Source organism: Paraburkholderia sp. 32 (assembly GCF_050435345.1).
In the GTDB taxonomy this organism is placed as follows: domain Bacteria; phylum Pseudomonadota; class Gammaproteobacteria; order Burkholderiales; family Burkholderiaceae; genus Paraburkholderia; species Paraburkholderia tuberum.
Genome location: NZ_JBNDKD010000003.1, coordinates 441049 through 466850, shown reverse-complemented (window position 1 = coordinate 466850; position 25802 = coordinate 441049). Strand labels below are relative to the sequence as shown.

General features: G+C 65.3%; 23 protein-coding genes. 4 read left to right on the top strand and 19 right to left on the bottom strand.

Features of this window, described 5'->3' with window-relative positions; all coding sequences use genetic code 11:
• Window positions 1-32: 32 nt before the first annotated feature.
• From OKW26_RS24885 to OKW26_RS24845, 9 genes are all read right to left on the bottom strand, one after another.
• Window positions 33-1262: a glycosyltransferase family 4 protein gene (locus OKW26_RS24885; RefSeq protein WP_429355524.1), complete on the bottom strand. Its 1230-nt coding sequence runs from the start codon at window positions 1260-1262 to the stop codon at window positions 33-35.
• Window positions 1259-2761, bottom strand: a complete 1503-nt coding sequence (locus OKW26_RS24880) for a glucose-6-phosphate isomerase (protein WP_429355523.1) — start codon at window positions 2759-2761, stop codon at window positions 1259-1261. The genes OKW26_RS24885 and OKW26_RS24880 overlap by 4 nt, the downstream gene beginning before the upstream one ends.
• A 3-nt stretch (window positions 2762-2764) precedes the next feature.
• Window positions 2765-3925 carry a glycosyltransferase family 4 protein gene (locus OKW26_RS24875; protein WP_429355522.1) on the bottom strand — a complete coding sequence of 387 codons (1161 nt, stop codon included), beginning with the start codon at window positions 3923-3925 and terminating at the stop codon, window positions 2765-2767.
• Complete coding sequence (locus OKW26_RS24870) at window positions 3922-4863, bottom strand: glycosyltransferase family 2 protein (RefSeq protein WP_187610089.1); 942 nt, start codon at window positions 4861-4863, stop codon at window positions 3922-3924. Before OKW26_RS24870 ends, OKW26_RS24875 begins: the two co-directional genes overlap by 4 nt.
• Before the next feature lie 56 nt (window positions 4864-4919).
• Window positions 4920-7118, bottom strand: coding sequence for a polysaccharide biosynthesis tyrosine autokinase (locus tag OKW26_RS24865; RefSeq protein WP_184066711.1), 2199 nt, complete (start codon window positions 7116-7118; stop codon window positions 4920-4922).
• Between the two features lie 136 nt (window positions 7119-7254).
• Window positions 7255-8460, bottom strand: coding sequence for a polysaccharide biosynthesis/export family protein (locus OKW26_RS24860; protein WP_429355521.1), 1206 nt, complete (start codon window positions 8458-8460; stop codon window positions 7255-7257).
• A complete protein-coding gene (locus tag OKW26_RS24855; protein ID WP_429355520.1) occupies window positions 8454-8909 on the bottom strand; it encodes a low molecular weight phosphotyrosine protein phosphatase in 456 nt (151 codons plus the stop codon). The genes OKW26_RS24860 and OKW26_RS24855 overlap by 7 nt, the downstream gene beginning before the upstream one ends.
• 33 nt (window positions 8910-8942) lie before the next feature.
• Entirely contained in the window at window positions 8943-10388 is a 1446-nt protein-coding gene (locus OKW26_RS24850; RefSeq protein WP_429355519.1) for a UDP-glucose dehydrogenase family protein, read from the bottom strand.
• An 80-nt stretch (window positions 10389-10468) separates the two neighbouring features.
• Window positions 10469-11866: an undecaprenyl-phosphate glucose phosphotransferase gene (locus OKW26_RS24845; RefSeq protein WP_184066658.1), complete on the bottom strand. Its 1398-nt coding sequence runs from the start codon at window positions 11864-11866 to the stop codon at window positions 10469-10471.
• 606 nt (window positions 11867-12472) lie between these two features.
• Here OKW26_RS24845 and OKW26_RS24840 point away from each other — a divergent pair.
• Window positions 12473-14032 (top strand): mannose-1-phosphate guanylyltransferase/mannose-6-phosphate isomerase, encoded by a 1560-nt coding sequence (locus OKW26_RS24840; RefSeq protein ID WP_429355518.1) that lies wholly within the window; start codon window positions 12473-12475, stop codon window positions 14030-14032.
• 69 nt (window positions 14033-14101) lie between these two features.
• Here OKW26_RS24840 and OKW26_RS24835 read toward each other — a convergent pair whose 3' ends face one another.
• The 3 genes from OKW26_RS24835 to OKW26_RS24825 form a co-directional block, all read right to left on the bottom strand.
• Window positions 14102-15292 (bottom strand): transposase, encoded by a 1191-nt coding sequence (locus OKW26_RS24835; RefSeq protein ID WP_429355517.1) that lies wholly within the window; start codon window positions 15290-15292, stop codon window positions 14102-14104.
• Between the two features lie 579 nt (window positions 15293-15871).
• Window positions 15872-16171 carry a YciI-like protein gene (locus OKW26_RS24830; protein ID WP_018418036.1) on the bottom strand — a complete coding sequence of 100 codons (300 nt, stop codon included), beginning with the start codon at window positions 16169-16171 and terminating at the stop codon, window positions 15872-15874.
• A gap of 151 nt (window positions 16172-16322) precedes the next feature.
• On the bottom strand, window positions 16323-16580 hold the full coding sequence (locus OKW26_RS24825; protein ID WP_184066664.1) for a hypothetical protein: 258 nt from the start codon (window positions 16578-16580) through the stop codon (window positions 16323-16325).
• A gap of 39 nt (window positions 16581-16619) precedes the next feature.
• On the opposite strand from OKW26_RS24825, the gene OKW26_RS24820 reads away from it, so the two are divergent.
• From OKW26_RS24820 to OKW26_RS24810, 3 genes are all read left to right on the top strand, one after another.
• Window positions 16620-16919: a PsiF family protein gene (locus OKW26_RS24820; RefSeq protein ID WP_187610095.1), complete on the top strand. Its 300-nt coding sequence runs from the start codon at window positions 16620-16622 to the stop codon at window positions 16917-16919.
• A gap of 237 nt (window positions 16920-17156) precedes the next feature.
• Window positions 17157-17606, top strand: a complete 450-nt coding sequence (locus OKW26_RS24815) for a hypothetical protein (protein WP_184066670.1) — start codon at window positions 17157-17159, stop codon at window positions 17604-17606.
• Between the two features lie 386 nt (window positions 17607-17992).
• On the top strand, window positions 17993-18580 hold the full coding sequence (locus OKW26_RS24810) for a BPSL1445 family SYLF domain-containing lipoprotein (protein ID WP_184066672.1): 588 nt from the start codon (window positions 17993-17995) through the stop codon (window positions 18578-18580).
• 208 nt (window positions 18581-18788) lie between these two features.
• On the opposite strand, the gene OKW26_RS24805 is transcribed toward OKW26_RS24810, so the two are convergent.
• The 7 genes from OKW26_RS24805 to OKW26_RS24775 all read right to left on the bottom strand — a co-directional run bounded on the left by OKW26_RS24805 (window position 18789) and on the right by OKW26_RS24775 (window position 25796).
• Window positions 18789-19856, bottom strand: a complete 1068-nt coding sequence (locus tag OKW26_RS24805) for a glycosyltransferase family 4 protein (protein ID WP_184066675.1) — start codon at window positions 19854-19856, stop codon at window positions 18789-18791.
• A 271-nt stretch (window positions 19857-20127) separates the two neighbouring features.
• Window positions 20128-21540, bottom strand: a complete 1413-nt coding sequence (otsA, locus tag OKW26_RS24800; RefSeq protein ID WP_429355516.1) for an alpha,alpha-trehalose-phosphate synthase (UDP-forming) — start codon at window positions 21538-21540, stop codon at window positions 20128-20130.
• 158 nt (window positions 21541-21698) lie between these two features.
• Complete coding sequence (locus OKW26_RS24795) at window positions 21699-22922, bottom strand: mechanosensitive ion channel family protein (RefSeq protein WP_429355515.1); 1224 nt, start codon at window positions 22920-22922, stop codon at window positions 21699-21701.
• Window positions 22923-23041: 119 nt separating this feature from the next.
• Window positions 23042-23398 carry a Rap1a/Tai family immunity protein gene (locus OKW26_RS24790; protein WP_090804794.1) on the bottom strand — a complete coding sequence of 119 codons (357 nt, stop codon included), beginning with the start codon at window positions 23396-23398 and terminating at the stop codon, window positions 23042-23044.
• A gap of 213 nt (window positions 23399-23611) precedes the next feature.
• Window positions 23612-24343: an ankyrin repeat domain-containing protein gene (locus tag OKW26_RS24785; protein ID WP_429355514.1), complete on the bottom strand. Its 732-nt coding sequence runs from the start codon at window positions 24341-24343 to the stop codon at window positions 23612-23614.
• A 52-nt stretch (window positions 24344-24395) separates the two neighbouring features.
• Window positions 24396-25187 (bottom strand): TatD family hydrolase, encoded by a 792-nt coding sequence (locus tag OKW26_RS24780; protein WP_429355513.1) that lies wholly within the window; start codon window positions 25185-25187, stop codon window positions 24396-24398.
• Window positions 25188-25280: 93 nt separating this feature from the next.
• Window positions 25281-25796, bottom strand: coding sequence for a GNAT family N-acetyltransferase (locus tag OKW26_RS24775; protein WP_090804789.1), 516 nt, complete (start codon window positions 25794-25796; stop codon window positions 25281-25283).
• Window positions 25797-25802 lie beyond the last annotated feature (6 nt).

The following is a 25802-nucleotide window of genomic DNA, read 5'->3' as shown; positions in this document are numbered from 1 at the left end:
ATGTCTAGACGTGGATGGCGCGCTTCGCGCGGTCATTCCACGCTCTTCTGTCCGGCGAGATGGTTCAGCGTCAGCGCATCGTTCTGCGCGACGACCGTCGCTTCCGTCTGGCTGCGCCGGCGGTTTTCCTGCTGCCCCGCCAACTGCCGGTACAGCGCGATGTATTGCGCGGCCATGCGCGCCCAGCCGAAGCCGGTCGCGAGTTCGCTCGCGGCTTGGCCCATCGCGTGGCGCGCGCCGTCGTCGCCGGCGAGTTGCGCGACCGCGCGAGCGAGCGCTTGCGGGTCGTCGGGATCGTCCAGCACGATGCCGCACTCGGGCGTGATGATCTCGGCGCCGCCGGCCGTGCGCGCGGTCACGACGGGCAGCCCCGCCGCCATCGCTTCGAGCAGCGACAGACTCATTGCTTCGTAGCGCGACGGGAACACGAACGCGTCGACCGAATGCATCAGCACCGGCATCTCCTTCACGAGCCCGAGAAAATGCACGCGATGCGCGATGCCGAGCGCCTTCGCCTCGTCCGGATACGGGCTGCCCGGCAGAAAGCCGGCCACCGCGATCTGCACATGCTCGGGCAGATGCTTCAACGCGGCGAGCACGGTGCCGAGATTCTTGCGCGGCGTGCGCAGGTCGCCGACGAACAGCAGCAGGAACACATCGTCTGGTAGCCGGAACTTTGCGCGATCGCCGCTCGCCGCCGCGAAGCCCTGCGTGTCGACGCCGTTGTAGATGACGTCCACGCGGTTGCGCGGCGTGAGACCGATCGCGCGGATTTCGTCGGCGACTTTCTGCGACACCGCGGTGATCACCTTCGAGCGCCGGTACGCCCAGCGCTCGAGCAACGCATTGCAGCGCGTATAGACCGACTGGTACGCGGACCACACGCCCTTCGTGAGACCGAACGGGTAGTACTTGCTCGCGAACCAGCCGCTATGCACGAAATGCGAGGTATTGACGTCGGCGCGCATCCAGGTGATGAAGCCGTTCACGTGCAGCACGTCGTAGTCGCGGCGATGCGCGCGCAGCCACAGTGCGCTCTTCGCCGCGAACACCTGCTGGCGCAGCAGATTGGTGGGCCACCAGCGGCCGATCTTCACCGGCGCCCAGCGCACGTTAGGATGCGCGAGCAGCTCGGGCGCCACGTGCGACGCGACCAGCGTCACGCGGATGTTCTCGTCGAGCGCCGCGCGCGCGATCTCGTGGTTGACGCGCCCCTGGCCGTCGTTATGGCGCACTACGTGCGTGACAATGGCGACTCTCAATCCGTGCCTCCGTGGAGAAATAGCGTGCGTGCGCGGTTCATTTTTTCGTGGTGAACCGCGGAAAGAATCGAAAAAGCGCCCATGAAAAGCAGCAGGCCGCCGGTGCCGACCAGCGAGTTCGTGAACACGAGCATCGCGAAGGTCGCAAGACACAGGCTCAGGCACGCGGAGACGAACTTGTCGTCGCGCAGCCTGAACGAGCCGAGCACCGCGCGGGTCAGCAGCCACACGATGCCGGACATGTACAGCAAGGTGCCGGGCCAGCCGAGCACGAACGGAATGTTCATCACGCCGCTGTCGAAGTTGCCGTACTGGCCGAGCTGGCCGCCGTCGTTGGACAGTTTCGTCGAGGTGCCGGTCGCGCCCATGCCCTCGCCCGAGACGTCGGTAAACGCGGTCTTCGCGAAGGTCGCGTAGAACTCGTTGCGCGCCGCGTAGCTCTGGTCGTCGTGCAGATTGACGATCGTGTTTAGCCGCGCCTGCATCCGCTCGGCCACCGGGCCGACCGCGAGCAGCGGCACGCACAAGCCGGCGAGCAGTACCGCGCTCGCGACGATGCGCACGCGCACCTTGTTGTTCGACTTCACGAGCTGGATCAAGAGCGCGATGACCCAGCCTCCCCACGTCGAGCGCACGAGGCTCAGCGCGAACGAGAAGAAGCCGAGCGCGGCGGCGATCCAGCGCACGCGATGCTGCGCGGCCATCACGAACACCATCGCGCCCATCATCGCGAACGCGAACGGGCCCGACGAGTTCATCGTGCTGAACACGCGTACGCCCATCGGCACCGGGTCGCCCTGCGAGTTCATCTGCGAGCCGAGCATCCACAGCGCGTCCCACGGCGGCATGATGAAAAACTGGATCAGGCCGTAGCCGCCCATCACCAGCATCCCCCAGATGAACGTGTTGATGATCGTGTCGCGATACTGCGGATACTGGCGCGTGTGCGCCATGATGTGAAAGCCGATCAGGATCGGGTAGAGCCAGTTCGCGAGGTCGTAGGTGGCCGCGAGCGGGCCGCTCGACATCACGCCGATCAGGAACGCGTAGATCAAGCCGAGCAGGATCAGCAGCACCGGCAAACCGCGGCGCTGCGCGAGCAGCCGGTAGTAGCGCAGCAGCGACAGCCCGCTGATCATCGTGACGGCGAGCGGCGCGACCTGGATCAGGCTCGTCGGCGTGAACGCGCCCTTCGACCAGTCGGCGAGACGCCGCACTTCGGGGCTCAGGAACCACAGCCACCACATGAAGCCGATGTAGCGCGCCGGGCTCTTGAAGTAGAGCCACAGACCCGTCAGGATCGCCAGCACCGGGAACGCCAGCGTGAGCACCGTGCCCTGATGCGCGACGATCAGCACCGCGGCGATCAGCCACAGCAGGAGCGGCGGCAGCCATTCTCGCGGGCCGCCTGACAGCAGCCCGCTCGCGGCGTCTTTTGCAGGGCCGGCGTTGGCCGCGCCTGCCGGCGGCAACGGGTTCGCGCGCGGAATCGTCGACATCGCTTATAGGCCTCCGCGCGATTCGCGCCCGGGTGCGGCGGGCTGCGCGTGCGTGGCCGCGCCGGCATGCGCGCTCGCCTGCCCGCGCGCGCTCAGCATCTCGCGCGTGATCCGCACGTGCTGCATCGCGTAGTGCTGGGTGGTCAGATCGCGCGCGAGCAGACCGGCCGCGGCTGCCTGCGCCTGGCGCAGCGCCTCGTCAGGCTCGGCGGCGAGCCGGTCGAGCGCATCGCGCAGTGCCTGCGGATTGAACGGCGGCACGTAGGCGGCTTCGTCGGCGGGGAAATAGTCGCGCAGCGCGCCGACGTCGGTCGCGACCATCGGCTTGCCGAGCGCCGCCGCTTCGAGCATCACCGTGATACCCGACGCGTGCGAGTTCGGCCGCAGCGGCACGACGATCACGTCGGCCCAGTCGTACAGCTCGTGCTGCTTTTTGATGCCGGAAAACAGCGCGATCTCGACATTCGACGCGCGCAGCGACGCGGGAATGCGCCGTCGCGTCGCGAGCTTCACCGTGTAACGCGGATCGTTGCCGACCGCCTTGATCAGCGTCTCCCAGTCGCGGTCGCGATCGTTGCCGATCGCCGCGATGCGCAGCGGCGTGCGCGGCGTCCACTGCGTCGGCGCGGTGACCGGGAAGTCGCGCGTGTTCAGGCCGTACAGCAGCGGCGTCGCGTCGCGATGGAAATAGCGTTGGCACAACCCGGCGTTTTCGCTAGCGAGTGTGGTCAAGCGATCCGCCCGCGTCAACAGCTTGCGATACAACCAGCCGCGCACCATGCCGTACGACGGCCACTTGTCGAGCAGCCACACGCTTTGCGCGAGCAGCAGCGGCGACGCGCCCGGCCCCGCCTTGCGCCCGCACAGCAGCAGCATCAGCGCGGCGGCCAGCCATTCCTGCTCGGTATGCGTCCAGATCACGTCCGAGCGCAGCATCTGCGCGCGATTGCGCCACGTATGGATGAAATCGAAGCCGAGCGCGGCCTTCAGCGCGCGCCGTACGAGCCGCACGGGCCGGCTTTCGCGCGCGTCCTGCGAATAAGTCAGCGCGAATGCTTCGGACTGCGCATGGTGATAACCGTACAGGCAGCCGATATCGTCGCCCTTGCGATAAAACCGCGGATCGGCGCCGTAAAAGAGATGAACGTGAACCTTCGTACTCATGCGGACACTCCGCTTTTCGACAGCGCGCGCCGCGCCTCATGGGCGCCCGCGCGAACCTCGCGCCAGCGCGACAGCTTCAACTGCGCCTGCTTCGACAACAGCGCGAGCGCCGCATGCGTGAGGCCCGGATAAAGCCGTGTGCCGACCAGCGTCCACCACCACCACGCGGCTTCGCGGCGCAGCGGCGGCAACTGATCGCGCAGGATCAGATGGAAGTTGAACGCGGCGTTGCGCAGCGCGGCCATCGTCTGCGCGTCGCGTTTGTCGTCGTCGAAACGCTCGGCCGGGAAATGATCGACCGCGATCTGCGGGTCGTACACGAGCTTCCAGCCCGCGTTTTTCACCGCGAGGCTGAACGCCATGTCGTTGTGCACCTGCGCGCCCGCGCCGCGCAGACGTGCGTCGAAGCGGATCGTGCGCACCGCTTCGCGCCGGTAGCTCATGTTGGCGCCCTTCAGGATGTCGACCTCGCGCGCCGCACCGACACCCAGATGATGATTGCCGATGATCTTGCCGTGCGCGGTCACCTTGCCGACCAGCGGCCGCTCGCCGTCGAGCACGCGGCCTTTCTCGTGCACCCAGTCGCGCCCGCCCAGCGCGCCGAGGCGCGCATCGGCTTCGAACGCGGCCGCGATGCGCTCGACCCAGTCGCGGCGCGGCGCGGCGTCGTCGTCGGTGATCGCGATCACGTCGCCGCTCGCGGCGTCGAGCCCGCGATTCAGCGCCGCGACCTGGCCGGGGATGTCCACCGGCGCGATCACGAGCGGCAGGCGGCCGCCCGTGGACGGATCGCGCAGGCACGCATGGGTCGCGTCGTCGTCGACGCGCGCGACCACGATCACTTCGTCGGGCGCGCGCGATTGCCGCTCGAGCGCCGCGAGGCAGCGCGCCAGATCGGCCGGGCGGCGATAAGTCGGTACCAGTACCGTCAGTTTCATCGTGATCTCCTCTGTTCCTGTCGTGCAGAAGTCGGTGCTGGAGCGCGGAGCCCGCGTCACGTGCTCAGGTATGCCTGAGTCGCCGCGTAGCCGCGGTCGTAGCCGACCCGCGAGCGCGCCGGCATGCCGTTGAAGATGCCGCCCTGCACGTGGACGCCCGCCGAGCGCAGGCGTTTCAGCGCATCGGCCAGCTCGAGCTCGCTGTGCATGCCCGAGCGCATCACGAAGAACGTCGAGCCCGCATACGCGCCGATGATCGACGCATCGGTCACCGCGAGCACCGGCGGCGTGTCGATCAGGATCACGTCGTAGCGCTTCGCGAGGCCGTCGAGATACTGCGGCAGACGCGGCGACATCAGCAGCTCGGACGGATTCGGCGGACGGCGGCCGCACGAAATGAAGCTCAGGCCCTCGATGCTCGAACCGCGAATCGCTTCCTCCAGCGAGATCTGGCCGCTCAGCAGCTCGGACAGGCCGTTTTCCTGCAAGCCGCCCACGTAACGTTCGAGCGTGCCGCGCCGCATGTCGCCGTCGATCAGCAACACGCGCTTGCCCGAATGGGCGAGCAGCATCGCCAGGTTCACGCTGAGGAAGCTCTTGCCGACGCCGGCCATCGGCCCCGTCAGCATCACGATGCGGTTGCGCGCGTCCATCAGCGTGAACTGCATCGCGGTGCGCAGGCTGCGCAGACTTTCGATCGTCACGTCCTTCGGCCGCGCGTTCGCAAGCACCGGACGCAGCCGTTCGCCGCCCCGCGCATAGCTGTTTTCGAGCTGCACCTGCTCGGCGCTTTGCGGCACGAGGCCGAACACCGGCAGATGGAACGCGCGCTCGACGTGATCGGGGTCGTCGATGCCCTTGAACAGATTGCGGCGCAGGAACACGAAACCGGTGCCCGCGATCAGCCCGAGAATCACCGCCGCCGAGATGATCAGCATCTTCTTCGGCTTGACCGGCGCGCCGGGGCGCAGCGCGGCGTCGACGATATGGACGTTGCCGCCGGTGCCCGCCTTCTGCACCGACAGCTCCTGCACACGATTGAGCAGCAGCACGTAAATGTCTTCGGCGACCTTCGCGTCGCGCTGCAACTGCACGGCCTTCACTTCGGTGGCCGGCAGATTGCGGAAGCGGTCCGCGTATTTGGTGCGCTGCGCCTGCAATTCGGCCATCTGCTGACGCGCGGCGACGAGCGTCGGATGGTCGTCGCCGTAGCGCTCGGCGAGCTGCGTCATCTGCAGACGCAACGCGGCGATCTGCTGCTCGTATTGCACGCTGCCTTCGAGGTAGACCTTCGCCTCGTCGCTCGCGTTGATCGAGCCGGACTGACGTTGATAAGCGGTCAGCGCGGCCTCCGCGCGTTCGAGATCGGCCTTCAGGCGCGGCTCCTCGCTCTTCAGGAAGTCGAGCATCCTGCTCGCGTCGGCCTGCTTGTTCGACACGTGCTCGCGCAGATACGACTGCGCGAGCGCATTGGCGACGAGCGCCGCATGCTCGGGACTCTTGTCCTCCAGCGAGATCTGGATCACGCCGGTCTGCTTGCCCTGCTCCTGCACCGTGATCGCCGACTGGAACGCGGTGATCGCATCGAGATCGTTCGAGCGCACGACGGTGAACTCCTGCCCGGGGCGCGCGATCAGCGTGTTGACGACCATCGTCACGCCCCCGCCCTGCGCCTGCTGCCCGACCTGGCCGCGCAGCAGCAGCGAGCCGTTCGGCGCGAACAGTTCATAGTGCTGCGCGTCGATCACGCGCAGCAGCAGCTTCTCGCCTTCGAGCGACGGCGTCACGTCGATCGAATCGACGTCGACTTTTTCTCCGCCCCATGCGTAGGACGTGAGCCCCAGCCACGCGCGCGCGGGCTGGCCCGGCGTGGCGAGGCGCGCGGCGATGCTGCCGAGCAGCGGGATCGTCTTCGGCGTAACGCTGAAGTTCAGCTTGAGCTGCTGCACGACCGGCGCGACCACGCCACGGCTCTTGATGATTTCGATCTCGGCGTCGGTCGGCAGCGACGTCGAGCCGCTGGTGATCGCGGCGCCGGTCTGCGTTTGCGTGAGCGCCTGCGACATGCTGTCGGACTGCTCGACGCGCACGTGCGCATCGGCCGAATAAGTCGGCTTGGCGAGGTAGCAGTACGCGACCGCCATCGCGACGATGATCGCGGTGATCGCGAGCAGCCACCAGATGTCGTCGAGGATCACCTGCACCAGTTGTCCGAGGACGACGTCTTCTTCTTCGGTCTTGATCGGACCAGCCATGTGTGGAGAGAGTTGATTGCTCACTGTTCCATCCCGTGTCGTTGGCTTCGGCTTTCGCGTCAGCGGTACTTCTGCTTTCGTTGCACGTCCCGCACCGCCCGGACAACAGCGGCGCGGGACGTTACAGGCCAAACGTTCAGCGCGTCAGCTGCTTCAGATAGAACAGCGTCTGCACGCTCGGCAGCACCTGCTGCAACACACGGTTGAACGTGGTCGACGCGGCGGTGCCCACGTACACGACGTCGAGCGGCTGCAACTGGAACTGCGAGGACAGCATGATCGAGTCCGGCTGCGTCATGTCGAGGCGGAACACCTCGGGCGTGGTCGGATGCTCGCGCATGCCGCGCATCACGTAGATCTGGCGCGGATTGGCGTCGGTGTTGAGGATGCCGCCCCCTTGCGTGAGCGCGTCGGCGATCGTCATGCGGCCGCGCGCGATCGGCACCTGGATCGGCGTCTTCACTTCGCCCAACACGAAGATGCGGCTGTCGGTGCGGTCCGGCACGTTGACCACGTCGCCGTTCTGCAGCATCACGTCCTGGGTGGTATCGCCCTGATCGAGCATGCGATCGGCATTGAGCACATAGAGCTTGTGGTTGCGCGTGAGTCGCACGCGCTGGATGTCGGCGTCCGGGTTCGTGCCGCCCGAGCGCGTGATCGCGTCGACCAGCTTCAGCGGCACGTCGCTGACCGCGAGCGGTCCCGGCTGCTTCACTTCGCCCGTGACCTGGACCTTCTGGCCGCGATACGACAGCACGCGCACGTCGACCTGCGGATTGCGGATATAAGGCACGAGGCGGGCGGCGAGCTGATCGCGCAGCTCGGTCGTGGTCTTGCCCGCGGCCTGGATGCGGCCGACGAACGGGAAAAAGATCGTGCCGTCGGCGGCGATGGTCTGGCCGTACGGATCGGCCTGGCCCGGCAGCGCGGCCGTATACGGTTGCTGCAACGCACCCGCGATCGTCTGCGTGGTATTGCCGCCCGAGGACAAGGTACTGCCCTGCGGCGTGGTCAGCTCGGGGTGATCCCACACGGTGATGCCGAGAATGTCCTGCGGCGCGAGGTGGTACACGTACAGCGACGGATCGGACAGCGCCGCTGGCGGCAACGGCTGGATTTTCGCGGCGGCGGCTTGCGCCTGCGCCATGATCAGGTTCGCGTCGATCAGATGGACCGGATAGGTTTCGCTCGGCGCATGATCGTTGTCCTTGAGCCGCGACGTGTCGAGGTAATTGCCCGGTGCGGTCGCGCAGGCCGACAGAAAGGACGTCAGCAGAAGTGAGGCGGCGAGCTTCGTGCGCAAGCTCGCGAATGAGTTTTCGATGCGGAGTTTCTTCAGCATATTTTTTTCAGCCATCCCATGACCAGATGTTCGATGAGCACGAGACTCTCCCTGTATTCGTCTTCCGCGCCGCCGTGCGGATCGGCGACGTCCGAATCGGCTTCCCACTTGCCGAGCGGATAGACCTTGCCGCGCGCGGACGGATCGAGCGCTTCGACCTTGCTCACCTGCGCGCGCTCGGTCACCAGCACGAGATCGGCCGCGCGCACGAGCGAGCGCTCGAGGCGCCGCGCGTGGTGAACGCCGGCCGCGACGCCGCGCTCTTCGAGCAGGCGCCGCATCACCGGGTCCATGCCGTGGCCGTTCACCGCACGAATGCCCGCCGAATGAAACGCGATAGGTGCGGCCCCCGAGCGCGGCGCGCGCGCCTGGCTCGCCTTGAACAGCATCTCGGCGGCGGGCGAGCGGCACACGTTGGCGTGGCACACGATCAGAACGTTGTCGAACATGGCGGACTCTCTCGCGCGGCGATCGCGGTGGCTTCAGCGGCCGGAGGCTGCCGTCGCGGCGAGGTCCGCCGTCTGCATCGAACCTTTCGCGCCGACACGCGCCGGCGCGTTGCGCAACGCATGCCGCCGGCCGATCGCGTGATACTCGATGCCGAGTTCGAGCAGCACGTCCGGCTCGTACAGATTGCGGCCGTCGAAAATCAGCGGCGTCTTCAGCATGCGCTTCAGCGCATCGAAATCTGGGCTCTTGAAGACCTTCCATTCGGTCAGGATCACGAGCGCATCGACGCCGCTCGCCGCTTCCATCTCTTCACTCACGAACGAAAGTCGCGCATGCTGCTGCGGCACGTCCTTCAGATCGAGCGCGAGCACGCGCCTCGCTTCGTCGATCGAGACCGGGTCGTAGGCCTTCACGCGCGCGCCGCGGCCCAGCAGCCCGGCGATCAGCTCGCGGCTCGGCGCCGCGCGCATGTCGTCGGTATTCGGCTTGAATGCGAGACCCCAGACGCCGAACGTGCGGTCCGACAGATCCTCGCCGAGACGCGCGACTATCTTCTGCGCGAGGATCTGCTTCTGCGCATCGTTGACCGCTTCCACCGCTTCGAGAATGCGCAGGTTCGCATTGTGGTCGGCCGCGGTGCGGATCAGCGCCTGCACGTCCTTCGGAAAACAGGAGCCGCCATAGCCGCAACCCGCGTAGAGGAAGTCATAGCCGATGCGCGGATCGGAACCGATGCCGCGGCGCACCGCTTCAATATCCGCGCCGACGCGATCGGCCAGATTCGCGAGCTCGTTCATGTACGAGATACGTGTCGCGAGCATTGCGTTGGCCGCGTACTTGGTGAATTCGGCCGAACGCACGTCCATATACAGTGTGCGCTCGCGATTGCGGTTGAACGGCGCATACAGGCGCTTCATCAGTTCGCGCGCCTTTTCGCCGGGCACGTCCTCGTCGCAGCCGAGCACGATGCGATCGGGCCGCGTGAAGTCTTCGACGGCCGCGCCCTCCTTCAGGAACTCCGGATTCGACACGACCGAGAACATCGGCTCGACGCCGCGCGCGGCCAGTTCGGCGGCCACCACTTCGCGCACGCGCGAGGCGGTGCCGACCGGCACCGTCGATTTGTCGACGATCACCTTGAAGCCGGTCATATGGCGGCCGATGTTGCGCGCGGCCGCGAGCACGTATTGCAGATCGGCGGAACCGTCCTCGTCGGCCGGCGTGCCGACCGCGATGAACTGGATGTCGCCGTGCGCGACCGCGGCCTCGACGTCGGTGGAGAACGTCAGGCGCCTGGCGCGGCGATTGCGCGCGATGATCTCCTGCAGCCCCGGCTCGTGGATCGGCACGCCGCCGTTGTTGAGCACGTCGATCTTGCGCGCGTCGACGTCGAGACAGAACACGTCGTGGCCGATGTCGGCCAGACACGCGCCGGTCACGAGGCCGACATAGCCGCTACCGATGATCGTCAGGTTCATGGATTGCACCTCGGTAAAAAAGTTGATTCAGGAATGCGCTCGCGCGATGCGTGGCATCGGCGCGGCCCGGCACCCCGCGTTCAATAGGCGTTGCTGCCCGCGAAGCCCTTCCACAGCGTCAGCACGACGATCTTGATGTCGAGCCAGAAGGTCCAGTGCTGCATGTAGTACAGATCGAGCTTTACGCGGCCCATCATCTTTTCGATGCGATCGGTTTCGCCGCGATAACCGTTGATCTGCGCCCAGCCGGTAATGCCCGGCTTGATCCGGTAGCGGTGCATGTAGCCCTTCACCAGATCCTTGTAGATGTCGTCGTGCTCGAGCGCATGCGGACGGGGACCTACCACCGACATCTCGCCGCGCAGCACGTTGATGAATTGCGGCAGTTCGTCGAGGCTGGTGCGGCGCAGGAACGCGCCGACCGCGGTAATGCGCGGATCGCGCCGCGTCGCCTGGGTGATCTTGCCGGCCGCTTCCGTGTGGACCTTCATCGAGCGGAACTTGAAGATCTCGAACTCGCGGCCGTCGATGCCCTTGCGCCGCTGGCGGAAAAACACCGGCCCCGGCGAGCTGAGCTTCACCATCAGCGCGATCGCGAGCATCAGCGGCGACAGCGCGAGCAACGCGCCGAACGCGAACAGGCTGTCGAACACGCGCTTGGGCAGCACGCGCAGATCGGTGATCGGCGAGGCGGCCAGATTGATCGCGGGCACGCCGAGCAGCTCGACCATCGGCTGATTGAACAGCGTCAGGCTGCCGACGTCGGGGATGAAGCGGATGTTCACGAAGTCGTTGCGCAGATCCATCACGAAGCGATGGATCGCTTTCTCCTTCGAGATCGGCAGCGCGAGCCACAACTCGCGGATCGCGCGCTGCCGTACCAGTTCGATCATGCGCTGATAGTCGCGCTCGACCGGCACGCCGGCGACCGCGTGCGCGGCGTCCGGGTCTTCGTAGGGATTGATCGTGCCGTCCTCGTCGAACACGACGACGGGCTTGAAGCCAGCTTCGGGACGGCCGCGCATCTGTTCGATCAGGAAGCGGCCGTACGGCGCGCCGCCGACGATCGCGACCGCGCGCTGATTGAAGCCCTCGCGGCGCAGCCCGCGCAGGATCGAATAGACGATCACCTTCGTGACGACCAGCAGCACGATCGACGCGAGCGCCCAGTAAACGAGCCACAGCCGCGACAGGCTGTCGGCGCGGTGCACGCTGAAGCTGATCAGCACGCCGGTCACTTCGACCATCAGCCAGCCGCCCGTGACGCGCGACAGCAGATCGTAGAGCGGCTTGCCACGCCACGACTGATAGATGCCGAGCGGCGGGAAGAACACCACCACGAGCAGGCAGCCGAACGCGAGCGACACGCTTTGCATATCGTCGAGCCATACCACTCTGCCGCTGTGCACGCCCGCCGCCAGCACCGCGGCGAGCGCGACCATGGCGATGTCGATGATTCTTGCTAGAACGCTCAGCATGCGCCGCCCCTCTGTTCGTCAGTCAAGTGCGATCCATCGGTTGGTTGAAATGGCTGTTGCATGCGGGTTTCATCGTTGGGCTTTTTTATTTCCGATCTGCCTGGCGGCGCGATTGGACTGAATGAGCCTGAATGGCCAGACCGCAAATTCCGAATGCGAATGAGTGAATACCCTTGTTCATACCTCAATAAAGCGGTATTAAAATTCCCACGACAAGACCGCAAAAAATCTCAAATTGTATCGGTCAAAATTTCGCCATTTTTTATGCATTTTGTGCGGCAATTGTTGCCGCAATGCGGCCCGACATAACATTCCGGGCAGCCCATTCGAGCGCTTTCATGTAGAAGCTTTCGCTTTGCCAACAGTTCTGGCGCGAAGCTCTGGCGCCACTCGCGCTGTCATTCTTGCGCATCATTAAGAGAAAAAAATGCTTGCTGATTTTTTTCAGGTAATTTTTATTTATAAATAAATCGACGAGACATTTTTTGGTGAATTTCGAATAAATTTGATACGCCGTTTATCGGAATTGTATTTAACGCGCTTTTATTGATTCGTGACTTCGTGATAAAACTCGACGCATTCATCCAGCCTCGAGGAGAGTTCACCATGACAGCTCCGGCCCCGGTCACGCCTGCCGGCACCCGGCCCACCCCCGCCCAATCGCCCATGCCCTCAACCGCAACCAGCGTCAAGCTCAAGGTTCATCCCGTGATTCTCGCGGGCGGCTCGGGCACCCGGCTGTGGCCGATGTCGCGCGAGCAGCATCCGAAGCAGCTGATCGGCCTGCTCGGCGAAGAGTCGCTGCTGCAATCGACGACCCGCCGTCTCGATGGGCTCGAAACCGGTTATCCGCTTGCCGGCCAGCTCGTGGTCGTCGCCAATGAAGAACAGCGCTTCACGACGGCCGAACAATTGCGCACGAGCGCCAAGCCGAGCCGGCTGATACTCGAACCCGTGGGCCGTGACACCGCGCCCGCGTTGACGGTGGCCGCGTTGTCCGTCGCCGCGCAGGATGAAGACGGCATCATGGTCGTGATGCCCGCCGATCACGCGGTCACCGACAGCGCAGAATTTCACGCGGCGCTCGCCGCCGGCGTACAGCATGCGGCCGCTGGCCATATCGTCACCATGGGAATCGTGCCGACGCGTGCCGAAACCGGCTACGGCTATATCCGCATCGGCGCGCCGCTCGGTTCTGACGATGCGCAGACCGCAGCAGCGGCTCGCCCGGTCGCGCATCGCCTCGACCGTTTCGTCGAAAAGCCGCATCTGGAACTCGCGCAGCGCTATGTCGAATCACGCGAATACTGGTGGAACAGCGGTATTTTCATCGTGCGCGCATCGACGTGGCTCAAAGCGATCCGCCATTTTCAGCCGGCCATTTACGAAGCATGCGAATCGGCCTTCGCGGGCAGCACGGCGGACGGCGACTTCTTCCGGCTGCAACGCGATGCGTTCAGCGGCTCGCCGTCGAATTCGATCGACTACGCGGTGATGGAAAAGCTCGGCGCCGATCAGAGCATCGCGTCGGGCGTGGTCGTGCCGCTTGCGGCCGGCTGGTCCGACGTCGGTTCGTGGGACGCGATCTGGGACATCAGCGAGAAGGACCCCGATCGCAACGTGAGCCGCGGCCGCGTGATGTTCGAAGGCGCGAACTCCACCTTCGCGCATTCCGAAGGACGACTGATTGCCTGCGTCGGCACGCAGGATCTCGTCGTCGTCGAGACCGCCGATGCGATTCTGGTCGCCGACAAATCACGCGTGCAGGACGTCAAGAAGATCGTCAACCGGATTCGCGAGAATGGCGGGCTCGAAGCGGCCAATCATCGCAAGGTGCATCGGCCGTGGGGCAACTACGATTCCGTCGACACCGGCGAGCGCTTCCAGGTCAAGCGGATCGTCGTGAAGCCGGGCGCGCGGTTGTCGCTGCAGATGCATCATCACCGCGCGGAGCACTGGATCGTCGTGCGCGGCACCGCGCTCGTCACGCGCGGCGACGAACGCTTTATCGTGTCCGAAAACGAGTCGGCCTATATTCCGCTCGGCGTTACGCATCGCCTCGAAAACCCGGGCAAGATGCCGCTCGAAATGATCGAGGTGCAGTCGGGTTCGTACCTCGGCGAAGACGATATCGTGCGCTTCGACGATACGTACGGAAGGCAATGAGGCGCGACCGGTCGCAATGACGAAGCGGGAACCGGCGGCGGCGCAAAGCGGCCGCGGGGACCGCCGGGCTCATCCCACGTATGAGATGAGTTCTTTGTAGGTTGCGGATAAGTGCTCCGCGGTGCCGCTGTCGGTCGTCACCGTGGGCGTGCTTGCCCCGCCCGCGGTCGCGGTGTCCGACGGATAGCGGCGCAGCGTCCCGCGCAATGCATTCAGTGATGGCTTCAGCGGCCCGTGCAACGGCGCGCCGTGATTGCCCGGGTGATTCGCGATGCCATTGACCGATGCCGGTTCCGGCGCATGACGCAGGCCTGACAACGAACGGTCCGCGGACCGCTGCGCAAGGTTCGCCGACGCGGGCGCGGCCGTTGCGTGGACCATCGTCGTGGCCGCCGCGTCGGTCGCGCATTCGCGATCGATCCACTGACGCGCCCAGTCGAGCGCGAACTGCTGCGCGTGCTGCGCATCCGCGAAGCGCGGGCCCACGAGGCCAGAGCGCTCGACGCGCTTGCCGTCCCTGATGATCTCCGCCCACCCGCGATACATCGCATTCGGCACTTCCTCGACCACCACGTAGATCAGATAACCGCGCGAATCGGCGACCTGCATGCCGCGCGGGGCGAGGCCTATCGTCAGCGACGGGCGCGGGTCGTCGACCGCGACGGGCTCGACCGTGCCGGATGCGGCCGGTTCGACGCGCATCTGCGCCGCCGTCGCGGACGTCGCCACTGCGGACGTCGCGAACGCCGATGTCGCCACCGCGCTCGCCGGCGCAAGCCCCGACAATTGCCGCGTGATGTCGCCGATCGGATCGGCCGTACGCCATTGGCTCAACGCGCTCGCAACGCCGGGCGCCTGCCACGACTCGGGACTCTTCCACGACACGCCGCGCAGATTATTGTCTTCGCGCGGGCTCGGGGTTTGCGCAACCGGTGCCGCAGGTCTGGCCGTAACGGGCGGCGCCGGTTGGGGAATGTATGCGAACGTGCGCCCGCTCTGCGACAGCAGACGGACCATCTCCAGCAGTGTGCCGTTCAGTTGCCACTCTTCGAAGCGGCGGCGGCAGGTGGGACCGGACGGATAGCGGCCCGGCAGCTTCGACCACGGCTCGCCGGTGGTCATGATCCACAGCACGGCATTCGTCACGATGCGCGGTTCGGCGCGCGGCCGGCCGCGCCGGTTCAGACGGACGGCCGGCTCGTCGGAGACGAGCGGCGCGAGCAGCGCCCATTCGTCGTTGTTTAGCTCATCGAAAAACATTGGATTTTCTCCACGCGGCCTGGCCTGGCCGCGGCGTTGGGCCTGCCACGGATTCTCAGCGTTCACGACCCGTGTGCGGCCCTCGGTTGCACAAATTTGTTTGGTCCGTTCGGCTCGCTGGAGCAGCCCGCCCACACGTGGTGCGGCTCTTCCCTATTACGAAGCACAAAACGCGGTCTCACTCGTGCGTGGGAAAATTTGTGCACGAAGCATACCATTCCAATCTTTGCATGAGTACAGTTGAGACAAGTGTTACGGATAGAAACAATCTTGTCGGTTTCGCTGCGTCGATTCTCGTATTGCCGTAACAGAAGCCGCTGCTTATCCGGCATCGGATCTGTCTATTGCAAAGCACAATACCGCATCACCGAACAGAATGGGCTTTAGAAATGTAATTGCCGATCCAGCATGCATTTCTATGCGCTTTGATGGTTGATGTGACATCGGTTTCGAGCGTCGGCGAACGGACTGCGACGCGCCCGCGCGGTGACATGGAGGCAACCGGAGGCGCACACGCGGCGGCCGCGCATGCGCGGAGTTCGAGGCGTGACAGAAGCGACGAAGTCGCTTCGAACGACGTTACGGGCGCACTGGTTTCGATGCGTGCTCGCCGACGACCGTGGTCCATTCGCGCACGCGCCAACGCGTAACCAGTCCGGAGAGTACGTACGGATCGGCGGTAGCAAAGGCCTCTGCCACCGCAGGCGACGCGCCGGTGAAGAGCAGCACCGCACCGTCCGTCGGCTCCGCGAGCGCGCCGGCGAGCAGCAGTTCGCCGCGCTCGGCGGCGGCCCATGCGAGTTTCAGATGCGCGTCGCGATGCTCGCCGCGCCGCTCCAGATAGTCGGGTACCAACTCGTACATCAACAGGTAATGCATGGTGAGTCTCCTCGCGAGGTTGAGGGTTGGCAGGGAGCGGCATGCACCGGAGCGCAGTCGAGGATAACGGCGACTACCGAATTTCGTGCCTATTTTCTATTCAGTTGCATTCGCAGCAATATGAAAATTCTCATTGCCTGTTAACCATATATCAAAATAGCGGAAACCGTAATTTCGTTTCAATAAGCTTGAAATAAACGTCACGAGCAATCTGCATTGCATGACAAAATTCGCGCTCTCGTTCATTCGATTGTTTCAAACGCCGCGGCGCCAGTTGCGCCACGCTGCTCAGGGAAAACGAGCGCGGACCGCTGTCAACCGGAATGCATTTTGAGCCGTTCTCGCAGACGGCATTTGCCATAATGGATGCGCCGATGGGCCCATGAATGCCGTCGTCGCCCGCGCGCATGAACGATCAGAAACGTTTTCACCACCGATGGAGTGTCCCATGAAAATTCAATCCGCTATCGCTACGCTGGTGTTGGGCGCGGTACTCGTATCGCCGGCGTTTGCGCAGAACAGCCAGCAAACCAAGATGGCCGACTGCAACAAGCAGGCCGCCGACAAGAAAGGCGACGAGCGCAAGGCGTTCATGCAAACCTGTCTTTCCGCGAAGCCGGCCGCCGCCGCACCGATGAGCCAGCAGGACAAGATGAAGGTGTGCAACAAGCAGGCGGCCGACAAGAAAGGCGACGACCGCAAGGCCTTCATGAAGACCTGCCTGTCCTCCTCGGCGCCGGCCAACTGAGCGAAAGGCGGAGCCGTCCCCCACGCCGGCGCCCTCCGATCGACGCCGCGCCGGCGCATCGTTGCGCCCACGCGGCGCTCCGATCGAGTCCCCCCGCTTCGTCGTCCACCCGCCGCAACGCGCCGTTTTCTTCTATGATGGCTGCGGAGACGGCCCACCCTCACTCATATAGAACCAAACAACTACGCGGGCCGCCATCTTGTCGTTGGTGCTACTGAGCATCGATCGGAGGCAAGGATGGTATCGAAGCACAAAAACCGCTGGTTAAGGCGGTGGTTGCTGGTCATCATATTCTGGGCCGTGCCTGTGGCGATCGTGGCGGTCAACGAGATCCGCGAGGAAATGTCGTACAACGCGGTCGATCTCGACCGCGCGCTGACCACCTGGAATTTCACCCAGGCGCAGCGCATCGCCGGGGCGCCCGCGCATTGCCATGGCAAGCCCGACGAGGCCAAGGCGGCCGGCTGCCCGGCCGACGTACTGGCCGCCAACGCGCCGCGCCAGCAGGACGCGATCAACGAATACAGCGTGCGCCGCTCGACGCTATTGGCCTATCTGTGGCACGCATTCGTCGGCTATTGGATCGTGCCGGCGGCTATGCTGTTCGCGATCGGCGCGATCATCGGCATGGTGCGCCGCGCGCTGCGGCGCCCGCCCGCGGTCAAGAGTCCGGCGAATCATGGGTGAGCGGCGGCCGCGCCGCTTGCACTTCGCCGCAATTTGCTGCGCCGAAACAACACTCTCATTGCCATGTCGATGGGCCGCCGCGCAACGCGAAAATCGGTAAAAACCGGCCCATCGTGCGGCCACGCCGAAGCGTCCCCACAATCGCCGCGACTCGGGCGCTGTTTAGCGTCGCCCCTCGGATCGTCGCTCGACGCGTGCTCGGAAGTCGCGCGCAAGGCCGGTCAAATTTACTGGGAAGACTTTTTGCGATCAGGCTCAAACCCTTGTCCCATAAGGCTTTTCGCGTTGTCACGCAACGCGCCTTTTGCACCAGCCTGTGTTATAACTCAAAGGCAACCAGGCGACACCACCACGGTTGCGCCCCGGATCCATGACGGAGAAAAACGATGCAAAGACGACACTTCATGTTGAAGACGACCGCTGCGCTTGCTTTCGGAGGCCTTGCACTCGCCGGCTGCACGACGACGGGCAACACGCCGGAAAATGCTCATGTCGACGCCTCGAAACGACAGTCGATCGACGCCAGCGTCGACGGCACGCTGTCCAAGCTATTCACGACCGTGCCGGGCTCGCGCGAGCTGGTGTCGAAGGCGCGCGGCGTGCTGGTGTTCCCGTCGGTGCTGCAGGCGGGCTTGATCGTCGGCGGCCAGTATGGCGAAGGCGCATTGCGGGTGGGCGGCGCGACGGTCGGCTATTACAGCACCGCGTCGGGCTCGTTCGGCCTGCAGGCGGGCGCGCAGTCGAAGGCGATCATCTTCCTGTTCATGACGCAGGATTCGCTCGACAAATTCCGCAACGCGGAGGGCTGGTCGGCCGGCGTCGATGCATCGGTCGCGCTCGTGAAGATCGGCGCGAATGGCGCCGTCGACACGACCACGGCCACTGCGCCGGTGCAGGTTTTCGTGTTGACGAACGCGGGCCTGATGGGCGACGTCTCGCTGCAAGGCACGAAGGTCACGCGGCTGAAGATCTGAGCGCGCTCATCGGCGCGCTTCACTGATCACTTGCGCGCGCATCGCGGCGAAGGCCGCGCGGTGGACCCTGTGCGGGTCGTCGCGCGGTCTTTTTGTTATGGATGCCGATGCCGACGCTCGGGAACGGAAAAACTCGCGCGCAAAAAAAAACGGCGCCGCGCATCGCGCACCGCCGTCCTTCGCTTCGACACGTCCCAACGATCCCGCGTCAACGGCCCGACGAATCGACCACCTTGAACCTCGAGCGCTTCTGTGCGCGAATCACCAACTGATAGGCCTCCACATACTCACGCGCCATCCGGTGCGACGTGAAGCGCTCCTCGAAACGCCGCCGCACGCCCGCGCGCGACACCTTGTGCAGCCGGTTCACGGCCGCCACCGCGCCGATCTCGTCCTCGACGATGAACCCGGTCACGCCCTCTTCGAGCACTTCGGGCACCGAGCCGCGGTTGAACGCGATCACCGGCGTGCCGCAAGCCATCGCCTCGATCATCACGAGACCGAACGGCTCCGGCCAGTCGATCGGAAACAGCAGCGCATGCGCGCCCGACAGAAACTCGGCCTTCTGATGATCGGCAATCTCGCCGATGTACTCGACGTACGGCAGGTCGAGCAACGGCCGGATATCGCGCTCGAAGTACTCGCGATCGGCCGCATCCACCTTGGCGGCGATACGGATCGGCATGCCGCAGCGGCCGGCGATGCGGATCGCCGTATCGACGCGCTTTTCCGGCGAAATCCGACCGAGAAACGCGAGGTACTTCTGCTCGACCGGTTGCGGCGTATAGAGCTGCGCCGGCAGGCCGTGATAGACGGTGGTGAGCCAGCGCGCCTGCGGCAGCGGATGACGCTGCGCGTTCGAAATGGAGATCACGGGCGCGGTGTTGAACGTGTCGAACACCGGCTGCTGCTCGGGCAGATCGAGCCGGCCGTGCATCGTCGTGACGAACGGCGTGTCCTGCCGCTTGAATACCGAGAACGAGTAGTAGTCGAGGTGGAAATGCAGCACGTCGAACTCTTCGGCCTGGCGGCGCACGAGTTCCATCAACAGCATATGCGGCGCGACGCGGTCGCGAATGCCCGGATCGAGCCGCAGCGCGCGCGGCCACACCGCTTCGAGCTTCGCGCTCGTGACGGAGTCGCCGCTCGCGAACAGCGTCACGTCGTGGCCTTGCTCGACCAGCGCTTCGGTGATGTACGACACGACGCGCTCCGTGCCGCCGTAGAGCTTCGGCGGCACCGATTCGGTCAGCGGGGCGATCTGCGCAATCTTCATATTGTGTCTCCGTGAGCCGGCGGCTGGCGCGCAATCGCGATGCCGTCGGCGACGCCGAGTATGACAGCGCCATGACGTCGGAACAATGCGCGCGGTCCCTAACGCGGTCCCTAAGCGCGCCGCATGCATCGTCGCTACGGGGAATTATTCCCTGGCATCGGTCGAAAAGCCGCAGGTCTTGCAATTGCTCGGTGCTGTTACAAGCGGCTTACATCCGGTGACACGCGGCCACGCGCCGGGTTTGCGCGGGCTTTGGGCCGTCGCCGCGCCGTCATTTGTGGCCGCCGCCCTCGCCCGACCCGCGCACTGGCATGCTGCGCAAATCCCGGAGGAAGCTGTCGCGCCACACTCCGAGATCGTTCTTACGCAGCGCGGCCATGTCGATCTCGTGACGCCGCTGGCGCGCGTCGAGCGGCATTTGCAGCGCACGTTGCAAGGCCTCGCACATGCCGATCGCATCGTGCGGATTGACGAGCAGCGCGCCAGAGAGCTCGGCGGCCGCGCCCGCGAAAATCGACAGCACGAGCACGCCGGGATCGTCGGGATTCTGCGCGGCCACGTACTCCTTCGCGACGAGGTTCATGCCGTCGTGCAGCGGCGTGACGAAGCCGATCTGCGACTCCCGAAACAGCGACATCAGCTTCCAGCGGTCGTACTGCTGGTTCAGATAGCGGATCGGCGTGTAGTCGAGCCCCGAGTAGCGGCCGTTGATGCGCCCTGCCTCGTATTCGAGATCCTGGCGGATCTTCTGATAGGTCGCGACGTCCGAGCGCGTAGGCGGCGCGATCTGCACGAGCGTGACGTTGCCGCGCCATTCGGGCGAGCGTTCGAGCAGCAACTCGAACGCGCGAAAGCGCTCGACCAGTCCCTTCGAATAGTCGAGCCGGTCGACGCTCATGACCAGCTTGCGCCCCTCGAGGCTTTGCTTCAGCTCGAGCACGTGCTGGCGGCTTTCGTAGCGCTTGGCCTGCTCGGCGATTTCGTCGGGGAACACGCCGATCCGGTAGACGCCGGTGCACAGCTTGCGCCCGAACGCCTCGACGATGCCGTCCGCGCTCACCGTGCCGCGCGCGTGACGCGTCACGTAGTCGTGGAATGCCTGCTGGTCGGTGGCGGTCTGGAAGCCGAGCAGGTCGTAGCACGACATCGACTTCACCAGTTCCTCGTGCGGCGGAATGTTGAGCAGGATCTGCGGCGCGGGAAACGGAATATGCAGGAAGAAACCGATGCGGTTCGTCACGCCCTCGCTGCGCAGCGCCTCGGCAAACGGGATCAGATGGTAGTCGTGAATCCAGATGATGTCGTCGGGTTCGAGCAGCTTGACCAGCTTGTGAGCGAGCCATGCGTTGACGCGCCGGTAGCCCGCGTACTCCTCGCGCTCGTAGCGCGCGAGGTCGTTGCGGTAGTGGAATACCGGCCACAGCGTCGCGTTCGAGAAGCCGCGGTAGTACTGGTCGTAGTCCTTGCGCGTGAGGCCGACGGTTGCGAAGGTCACCGCGCCGTCCTGCTCGAGCATCGGCCCAGCGTTGGCGACCGTTTCGCTGACTACGTCGCCGCTCCAGCCGAACCAGACGCCGCCTGCATCCTTCAGCGCGCCGAATACGCCGACCGCGAGTCCACCCGCCGATCCCTTGGTCTCCGTCGGCGTCGCGACGCGATTCGACACGACGATCAATCGGCCCATAGTGCATGTCCTCCGTCATTCTTGCGATGCGCCGCGACGCCTGGGCAGGCGTGGCGCGCCCCTGAACAGCAATCGGCGTGCCCGCGCATCGCCGGGCTTGCCGAGGGCGGTCGCCATTCGCCGCTCGCCACGCGCGATTCGCGATCCGCAACGCCCGGCTAAGCCTGCTCCTTAGCCTTCTGCGCGACCTCGCCCGCGCCAGTGCGATCGATGCGGCTCGCCACCGGATCGGCTTCGGTATGCGCGGCGGTGCTGCCGGCTGGCGCCTGCCGGCTGCGCGGCAGCCAGTCGCTCGGGCCAGCGCCACCGGTCTCCAGCTCCGCCGACACCTCGGCACGCGCCCGCGGCAGGTATTCCGGGTAATGCCGATGAACGAAATCGAGCAGCCCTTCGCGCACGCGGCAGCGCAGATCCCACGCAAGGCCGGAATCGGGCGCGCTGACGAGCGCGCGCAACTGCATCGCGCGCTCGGTGCAGTCCGTCACCTGCAGCACCTGCACGCGACGGTCCCACTCGGGCGCGTTCTCGACGATGCGCGCAAGCTCCTCGCGCAGCGGCGCGAGCGGCATCCGGTAATCGACGAACAGGAACACGGTGCCGATGATCTGCGAGCTGCTGCGGGTCCAGTTCGAGAACGGATTTTCGATAAACCATTGCAGCGGCACGATCAGACGGCGCTGATCCCACAGCCGCACCGACACGTACGTGCCGGTGATCTCCTCGATGCGTCCCCACTCGTCCTGGATCACGACGACGTCGTCGAGGCGGATCGGTTGCGACAGCGCGATCTGCAAACCGGCGATCAGGTTGCCGAGCACCGGCCGCGCCGCGATACCGGCGACCAGACCGGCGACACCCGCCGACGCCAGCAGGCTCGCGCCGATCTGCCGCACGTTGGGCAAGGTCATCAGCGCACCGCCGACACCGATGATCACGATCACGATCATCACCGAGCGCGCGAGTACGCGCGCCTGCGTATGGATGCGGCGCGCCTGCAGGTTATCGGCGGAATCGAGCGGATGGGCGCGGATGATCGCTTCGCCGATCGCCGCGGCCGAGCGCACCGACAGCCACGTCAGCGCGGCGATCAGCGCGATGCCGGTGATGTCGCGCACCGGTTCGATGAAGTTGAGGGTGTCGGGTGCCTCGGACCAGACCCACGCGAACGCGAGGATCACGAGGGCGAACAGCGACGGCTTGTCGATGTAGCGCAGCACGACGCTCGTCAGCGCGTGCGGCCGCGCGAGTCGCTTCACGACGCGCGCGCCGAAGCGGTGAATGCCGCTCGCCACGATCGCCACGATGGCCGTCACGATCAGCGTGCCGAGCCACGTATGCAGCGGCGCGGCCGCCACGCGGTAGAAGTCGTCGATAGTAGGCATAACGGGCATCTTCCTCCGGGCTCGATGAGCGGCGGCGCGCCTGCGCGACTACTGACATCCGGGGCGCACGACCGCGCCTGGGCGTTACAACGGGTTCTTCGATGCGCCGCGGTTATCGATCAGCCGCCGCTCTTGCAGGGAAACGCCTTGCCGAGACCCAGCGAAATCGCCGTGCTCGCGTTGTAGCCCGCGGCGTTTGGGTTCTCGGCGATGTACTTGCGCACCGCGTCGGTCAACTGCGCCGAGCGCGCATCCGGCGGCAGGCAGAAGTACTGGCCGACGCGCGGACCGGTGGTGCCGCCGATCGCGTCGATCGTGTTGAAGATGCCGTCGGCCGCGCCTTCGATGTAGGCCGCGCAGGCGCTACGCGAAGCCACGTCCGTCTTGGTGCACAGCTTGTTGAGGTCGCCTCCCGTAAACGCGGCTGCCGAAAGCGGCAAGGCAAGCGCGCCGGCGAAAATCAAAGCCCGCAGCATGGTGTTCCTTTCCAGGGTTGTTTATTCACGCGGTCTTTCTGCCGCGTCCGGACGGCGCGCTACGCGGCGCGCCGAAGTCGTCATTCTGCACTGTTTTACGCGGCGGCAGCAGGCCGGCAGCCGCGCAGCTCGGGCAAAACGGCTGCAAAGCGGCACGGCATGGCGAGGCGCCTGACGCTTCGCGGGCGCACCGCGCCGCCTGCCGACAAAACGTCATTGCTTCTGCTGCTGCGTCTGCTGCATGCGCGCCGTGAGCCCTTCGACGACGTCCGGCTCCTTGTAGGTCTTGGCGAAATCGAGCGCGGTCATGCCGATCTGGTTTTTCACCGACAGGTCCGCGCCGTTGTCGAGCAGCAGCTTGACGGTGGAAACGTGGCCGCCGCGCGCGGCCATCATCAGCGGCGTGGTGCCGTTCGGCGAGCCCGCGTCGACGTAGGCCGAGTGGTCGAGCAGCACCTTGACGATGTCGTCGTGGCCGTTCGCGGCCGCGTAGTGCAGCGGCGCCCAGCCCTTCTTGTTGACCTCGGCGCCCTTCGCGATCAGCAGATTCACGAAGTTCAGGTCGCCGACCAGCGACGCCATCATCAGCGCGTTTTCGCCGGCCTTGTCCTGAATCTCGATATCGGTCTTTGGATTCGCAAGCAACGCGGCCGCGACCTTGTCGGATTTCTCGCGCGCGGCGATCACGAGCAGCGGGATGCCCTGATTGTCGACGCTGTTCGGGTCCATGCCCTTCGCGAGCAGCTTGTTGACGCCGTCGACGTCGTCGAACTTGACCGACTTGATCAGCGAGTCGATCGGCGCCGCATGCGCGGGCACCGCGACGAGCGCCGCGCACGCGAGCGCGGCGGCGCACGCGAGACGGCGCGCCGGCGCGAGAGCCCGGGCGGCCGACCCGGCGGACAGCGGTTGGAAATCAGCGGACGACGTCGAAATATTTGTCATATGGTACTTTAGGAAATCTTCCTATCCCTTTGATGTTACGCGGCTTTGTGGCTCAGATTCCGGCCGGTGCGGCGAGTCCGAACAGTCTGAAGAAGTTTTGCGTGGTAGCGGCGGCCAGCGCCTCGTCCGGCATCTCGCGTTGCTGCGCGATGAAGCGTCCGACATAACTGACGTACGCAGGTTCATTCGGTTTGCCGCGATACGGCACCGGCGCCAGGTACGGCGAGTCGGTTTCGATCAGCAGACGGTCGAGCGGCACGCGGCGCGCGACGTCCTGCACATCGGTCGCGCTCTTGAACGTGACGATGCCCGACAGCGAAATGTAAAAATTCTGCGCGAGCGCCTGCTCGGCGATGGCCCACGGTTCGGTGAAGCAATGCATGACGCCGCCCGGCACGCCGGCGCGCTCCTCGGCCATGATGCGCAACGTATCTTCCGACGCCGAGCGGGTGTGGATGATCAGCGGCTTGCTGGTCGCGTGCGCGGCGCGGATGTGCGTGCGAAAGCGCTCGCGCTGCCACTCCATGTCGGCGATCGAGCGGCCTTCGAGGCGGTAGTAATCGAGCCCGGTTTCGCCGATCGCGACGACCTTCGGGTGCCCGGCCAGTTCAACCAGCTCGGCTACGCTCGGCTCGCGCATGTGCTCGTGATCGGGATGCACGCCGACCGACGCGTACACGTTGTCATAGCGGCTGGCGATGTCCAGTACCGACGGCAGCGTTTCAAGATCCACCGACACGCACAACGCGTGCGAGACCGAATGGCTGCGCATGTTTTCGAGCACTTGCGGCAGACGGTCCGCGAGTCCTTCGAAGTTGATGTGGCAGTGTGAATCGACAAACATGGTCAGGTCCTGCGAAAAAGGGGCTTGCGGCTGGGCGATGGCGTGGCCGGGGCCGCTTGGGACAGCTCAGGTGGCGCTGCTTGCACAGCGTGCTCAACCGGCGTGCGCAAGACGCTTGCCAAGAATCACCAGATCGCGCTCGACGCCATCCAGCACCGCGACGCGCGGTAACGTGCCCCATGCATCGAAGCCGAAGCCGCGGAACAGCCGCACGCTCGCTTCATTGTGACCGAACACGAAGCCGAGCACCGTATCGATGCCAAGACCCGGTGCCGCGTCGAGCGACGCCGCCAGCAGTTGCTTGCCGAGTCCCTGGCCGCGCGCGCTTTCGTCGAGATAGATGCTGACTTCGGCGGTGCGCTGATAAGCCGGCCGGCCATAAAAATCGGAAAAGCTGAGCCACGCGATCACGCGGCCCGCCTGCTTCGGATCTTCGACCACCCACAGCGGCCGCTTCTGCGGGCTGTGCGCATGAAACCACCCATGCCGGCTCTCGACGCTGACCGGCTCGAGGTCCGCGGTGACCTGGCGCGACGGGATCGTCGAATTGTAGATGGCGACGATCGCGGGCAGATCGTCGAGCGTGGCGTCGCGGTAGGAAAGGCTCATGGCGGT

What these genes read in the sequence shown, in the direction of transcription:
- OKW26_RS24880 (WP_429355523.1), bottom strand. Translation starts at nt 2,761, where the DNA reads ATGTCGACGATTCCGCGCGCGAACCCGTTGCCGCCGGCAGGCGCGGCC.
- OKW26_RS24875 (WP_429355522.1), bottom strand. Translation starts at nt 3,925, where the DNA reads ATGAGTACGAAGGTTCACGTTCATCTCTTTTACGGCGCCGATCCGCGG.
- OKW26_RS24870 (WP_187610089.1), bottom strand. Translation starts at nt 4,863, where the DNA reads ATGAAACTGACGGTACTGGTACCGACTTATCGCCGCCCGGCCGATCTG.
- OKW26_RS24865 (WP_184066711.1), bottom strand. Translation starts at nt 7,118, where the DNA reads ATGGCTGGTCCGATCAAGACCGAAGAAGAAGACGTCGTCCTCGGACAA.
- OKW26_RS24860 (WP_429355521.1), bottom strand. Translation starts at nt 8,460, where the DNA reads ATGCTGAAGAAACTCCGCATCGAAAACTCATTCGCGAGCTTGCGCACG.
- OKW26_RS24855 (WP_429355520.1), bottom strand. Translation starts at nt 8,909, where the DNA reads ATGTTCGACAACGTTCTGATCGTGTGCCACGCCAACGTGTGCCGCTCG.
- OKW26_RS24850 (WP_429355519.1), bottom strand. Translation starts at nt 10,388, where the DNA reads ATGAACCTGACGATCATCGGTAGCGGCTATGTCGGCCTCGTGACCGGC.
- OKW26_RS24845 (WP_184066658.1), bottom strand. Translation starts at nt 11,866, where the DNA reads ATGCTGAGCGTTCTAGCAAGAATCATCGACATCGCCATGGTCGCGCTC.
- OKW26_RS24840 (WP_429355518.1), top strand. Translation starts at nt 12,473, where the DNA reads ATGACAGCTCCGGCCCCGGTCACGCCTGCCGGCACCCGGCCCACCCCC.
- OKW26_RS24835 (WP_429355517.1), bottom strand. Translation starts at nt 15,292, where the DNA reads ATGTTTTTCGATGAGCTAAACAACGACGAATGGGCGCTGCTCGCGCCG.
- OKW26_RS24830 (WP_018418036.1), bottom strand. Translation starts at nt 16,171, where the DNA reads ATGCATTACCTGTTGATGTACGAGTTGGTACCCGACTATCTGGAGCGG.
- OKW26_RS24825 (WP_184066664.1), bottom strand. Translation starts at nt 16,580, where the DNA reads ATGCGCGCGGGCGACGACGGCATTCATGGGCCCATCGGCGCATCCATT.
- OKW26_RS24820 (WP_187610095.1), top strand. Translation starts at nt 16,620, where the DNA reads ATGAAAATTCAATCCGCTATCGCTACGCTGGTGTTGGGCGCGGTACTC.
- OKW26_RS24815 (WP_184066670.1), top strand. Translation starts at nt 17,157, where the DNA reads ATGGTATCGAAGCACAAAAACCGCTGGTTAAGGCGGTGGTTGCTGGTC.
- OKW26_RS24810 (WP_184066672.1), top strand. Translation starts at nt 17,993, where the DNA reads ATGCAAAGACGACACTTCATGTTGAAGACGACCGCTGCGCTTGCTTTC.
- OKW26_RS24805 (WP_184066675.1), bottom strand. Translation starts at nt 19,856, where the DNA reads ATGAAGATTGCGCAGATCGCCCCGCTGACCGAATCGGTGCCGCCGAAG.
- otsA (WP_429355516.1), bottom strand. Translation starts at nt 21,540, where the DNA reads ATGGGCCGATTGATCGTCGTGTCGAATCGCGTCGCGACGCCGACGGAG.
- OKW26_RS24795 (WP_429355515.1), bottom strand. Translation starts at nt 22,922, where the DNA reads ATGCCTACTATCGACGACTTCTACCGCGTGGCGGCCGCGCCGCTGCAT.
- OKW26_RS24790 (WP_090804794.1), bottom strand. Translation starts at nt 23,398, where the DNA reads ATGCTGCGGGCTTTGATTTTCGCCGGCGCGCTTGCCTTGCCGCTTTCG.
- OKW26_RS24785 (WP_429355514.1), bottom strand. Translation starts at nt 24,343, where the DNA reads ATGACAAATATTTCGACGTCGTCCGCTGATTTCCAACCGCTGTCCGCC.
- OKW26_RS24780 (WP_429355513.1), bottom strand. Translation starts at nt 25,187, where the DNA reads ATGTTTGTCGATTCACACTGCCACATCAACTTCGAAGGACTCGCGGAC.
- OKW26_RS24775 (WP_090804789.1), bottom strand. Translation starts at nt 25,796, where the DNA reads ATGAGCCTTTCCTACCGCGACGCCACGCTCGACGATCTGCCCGCGATC.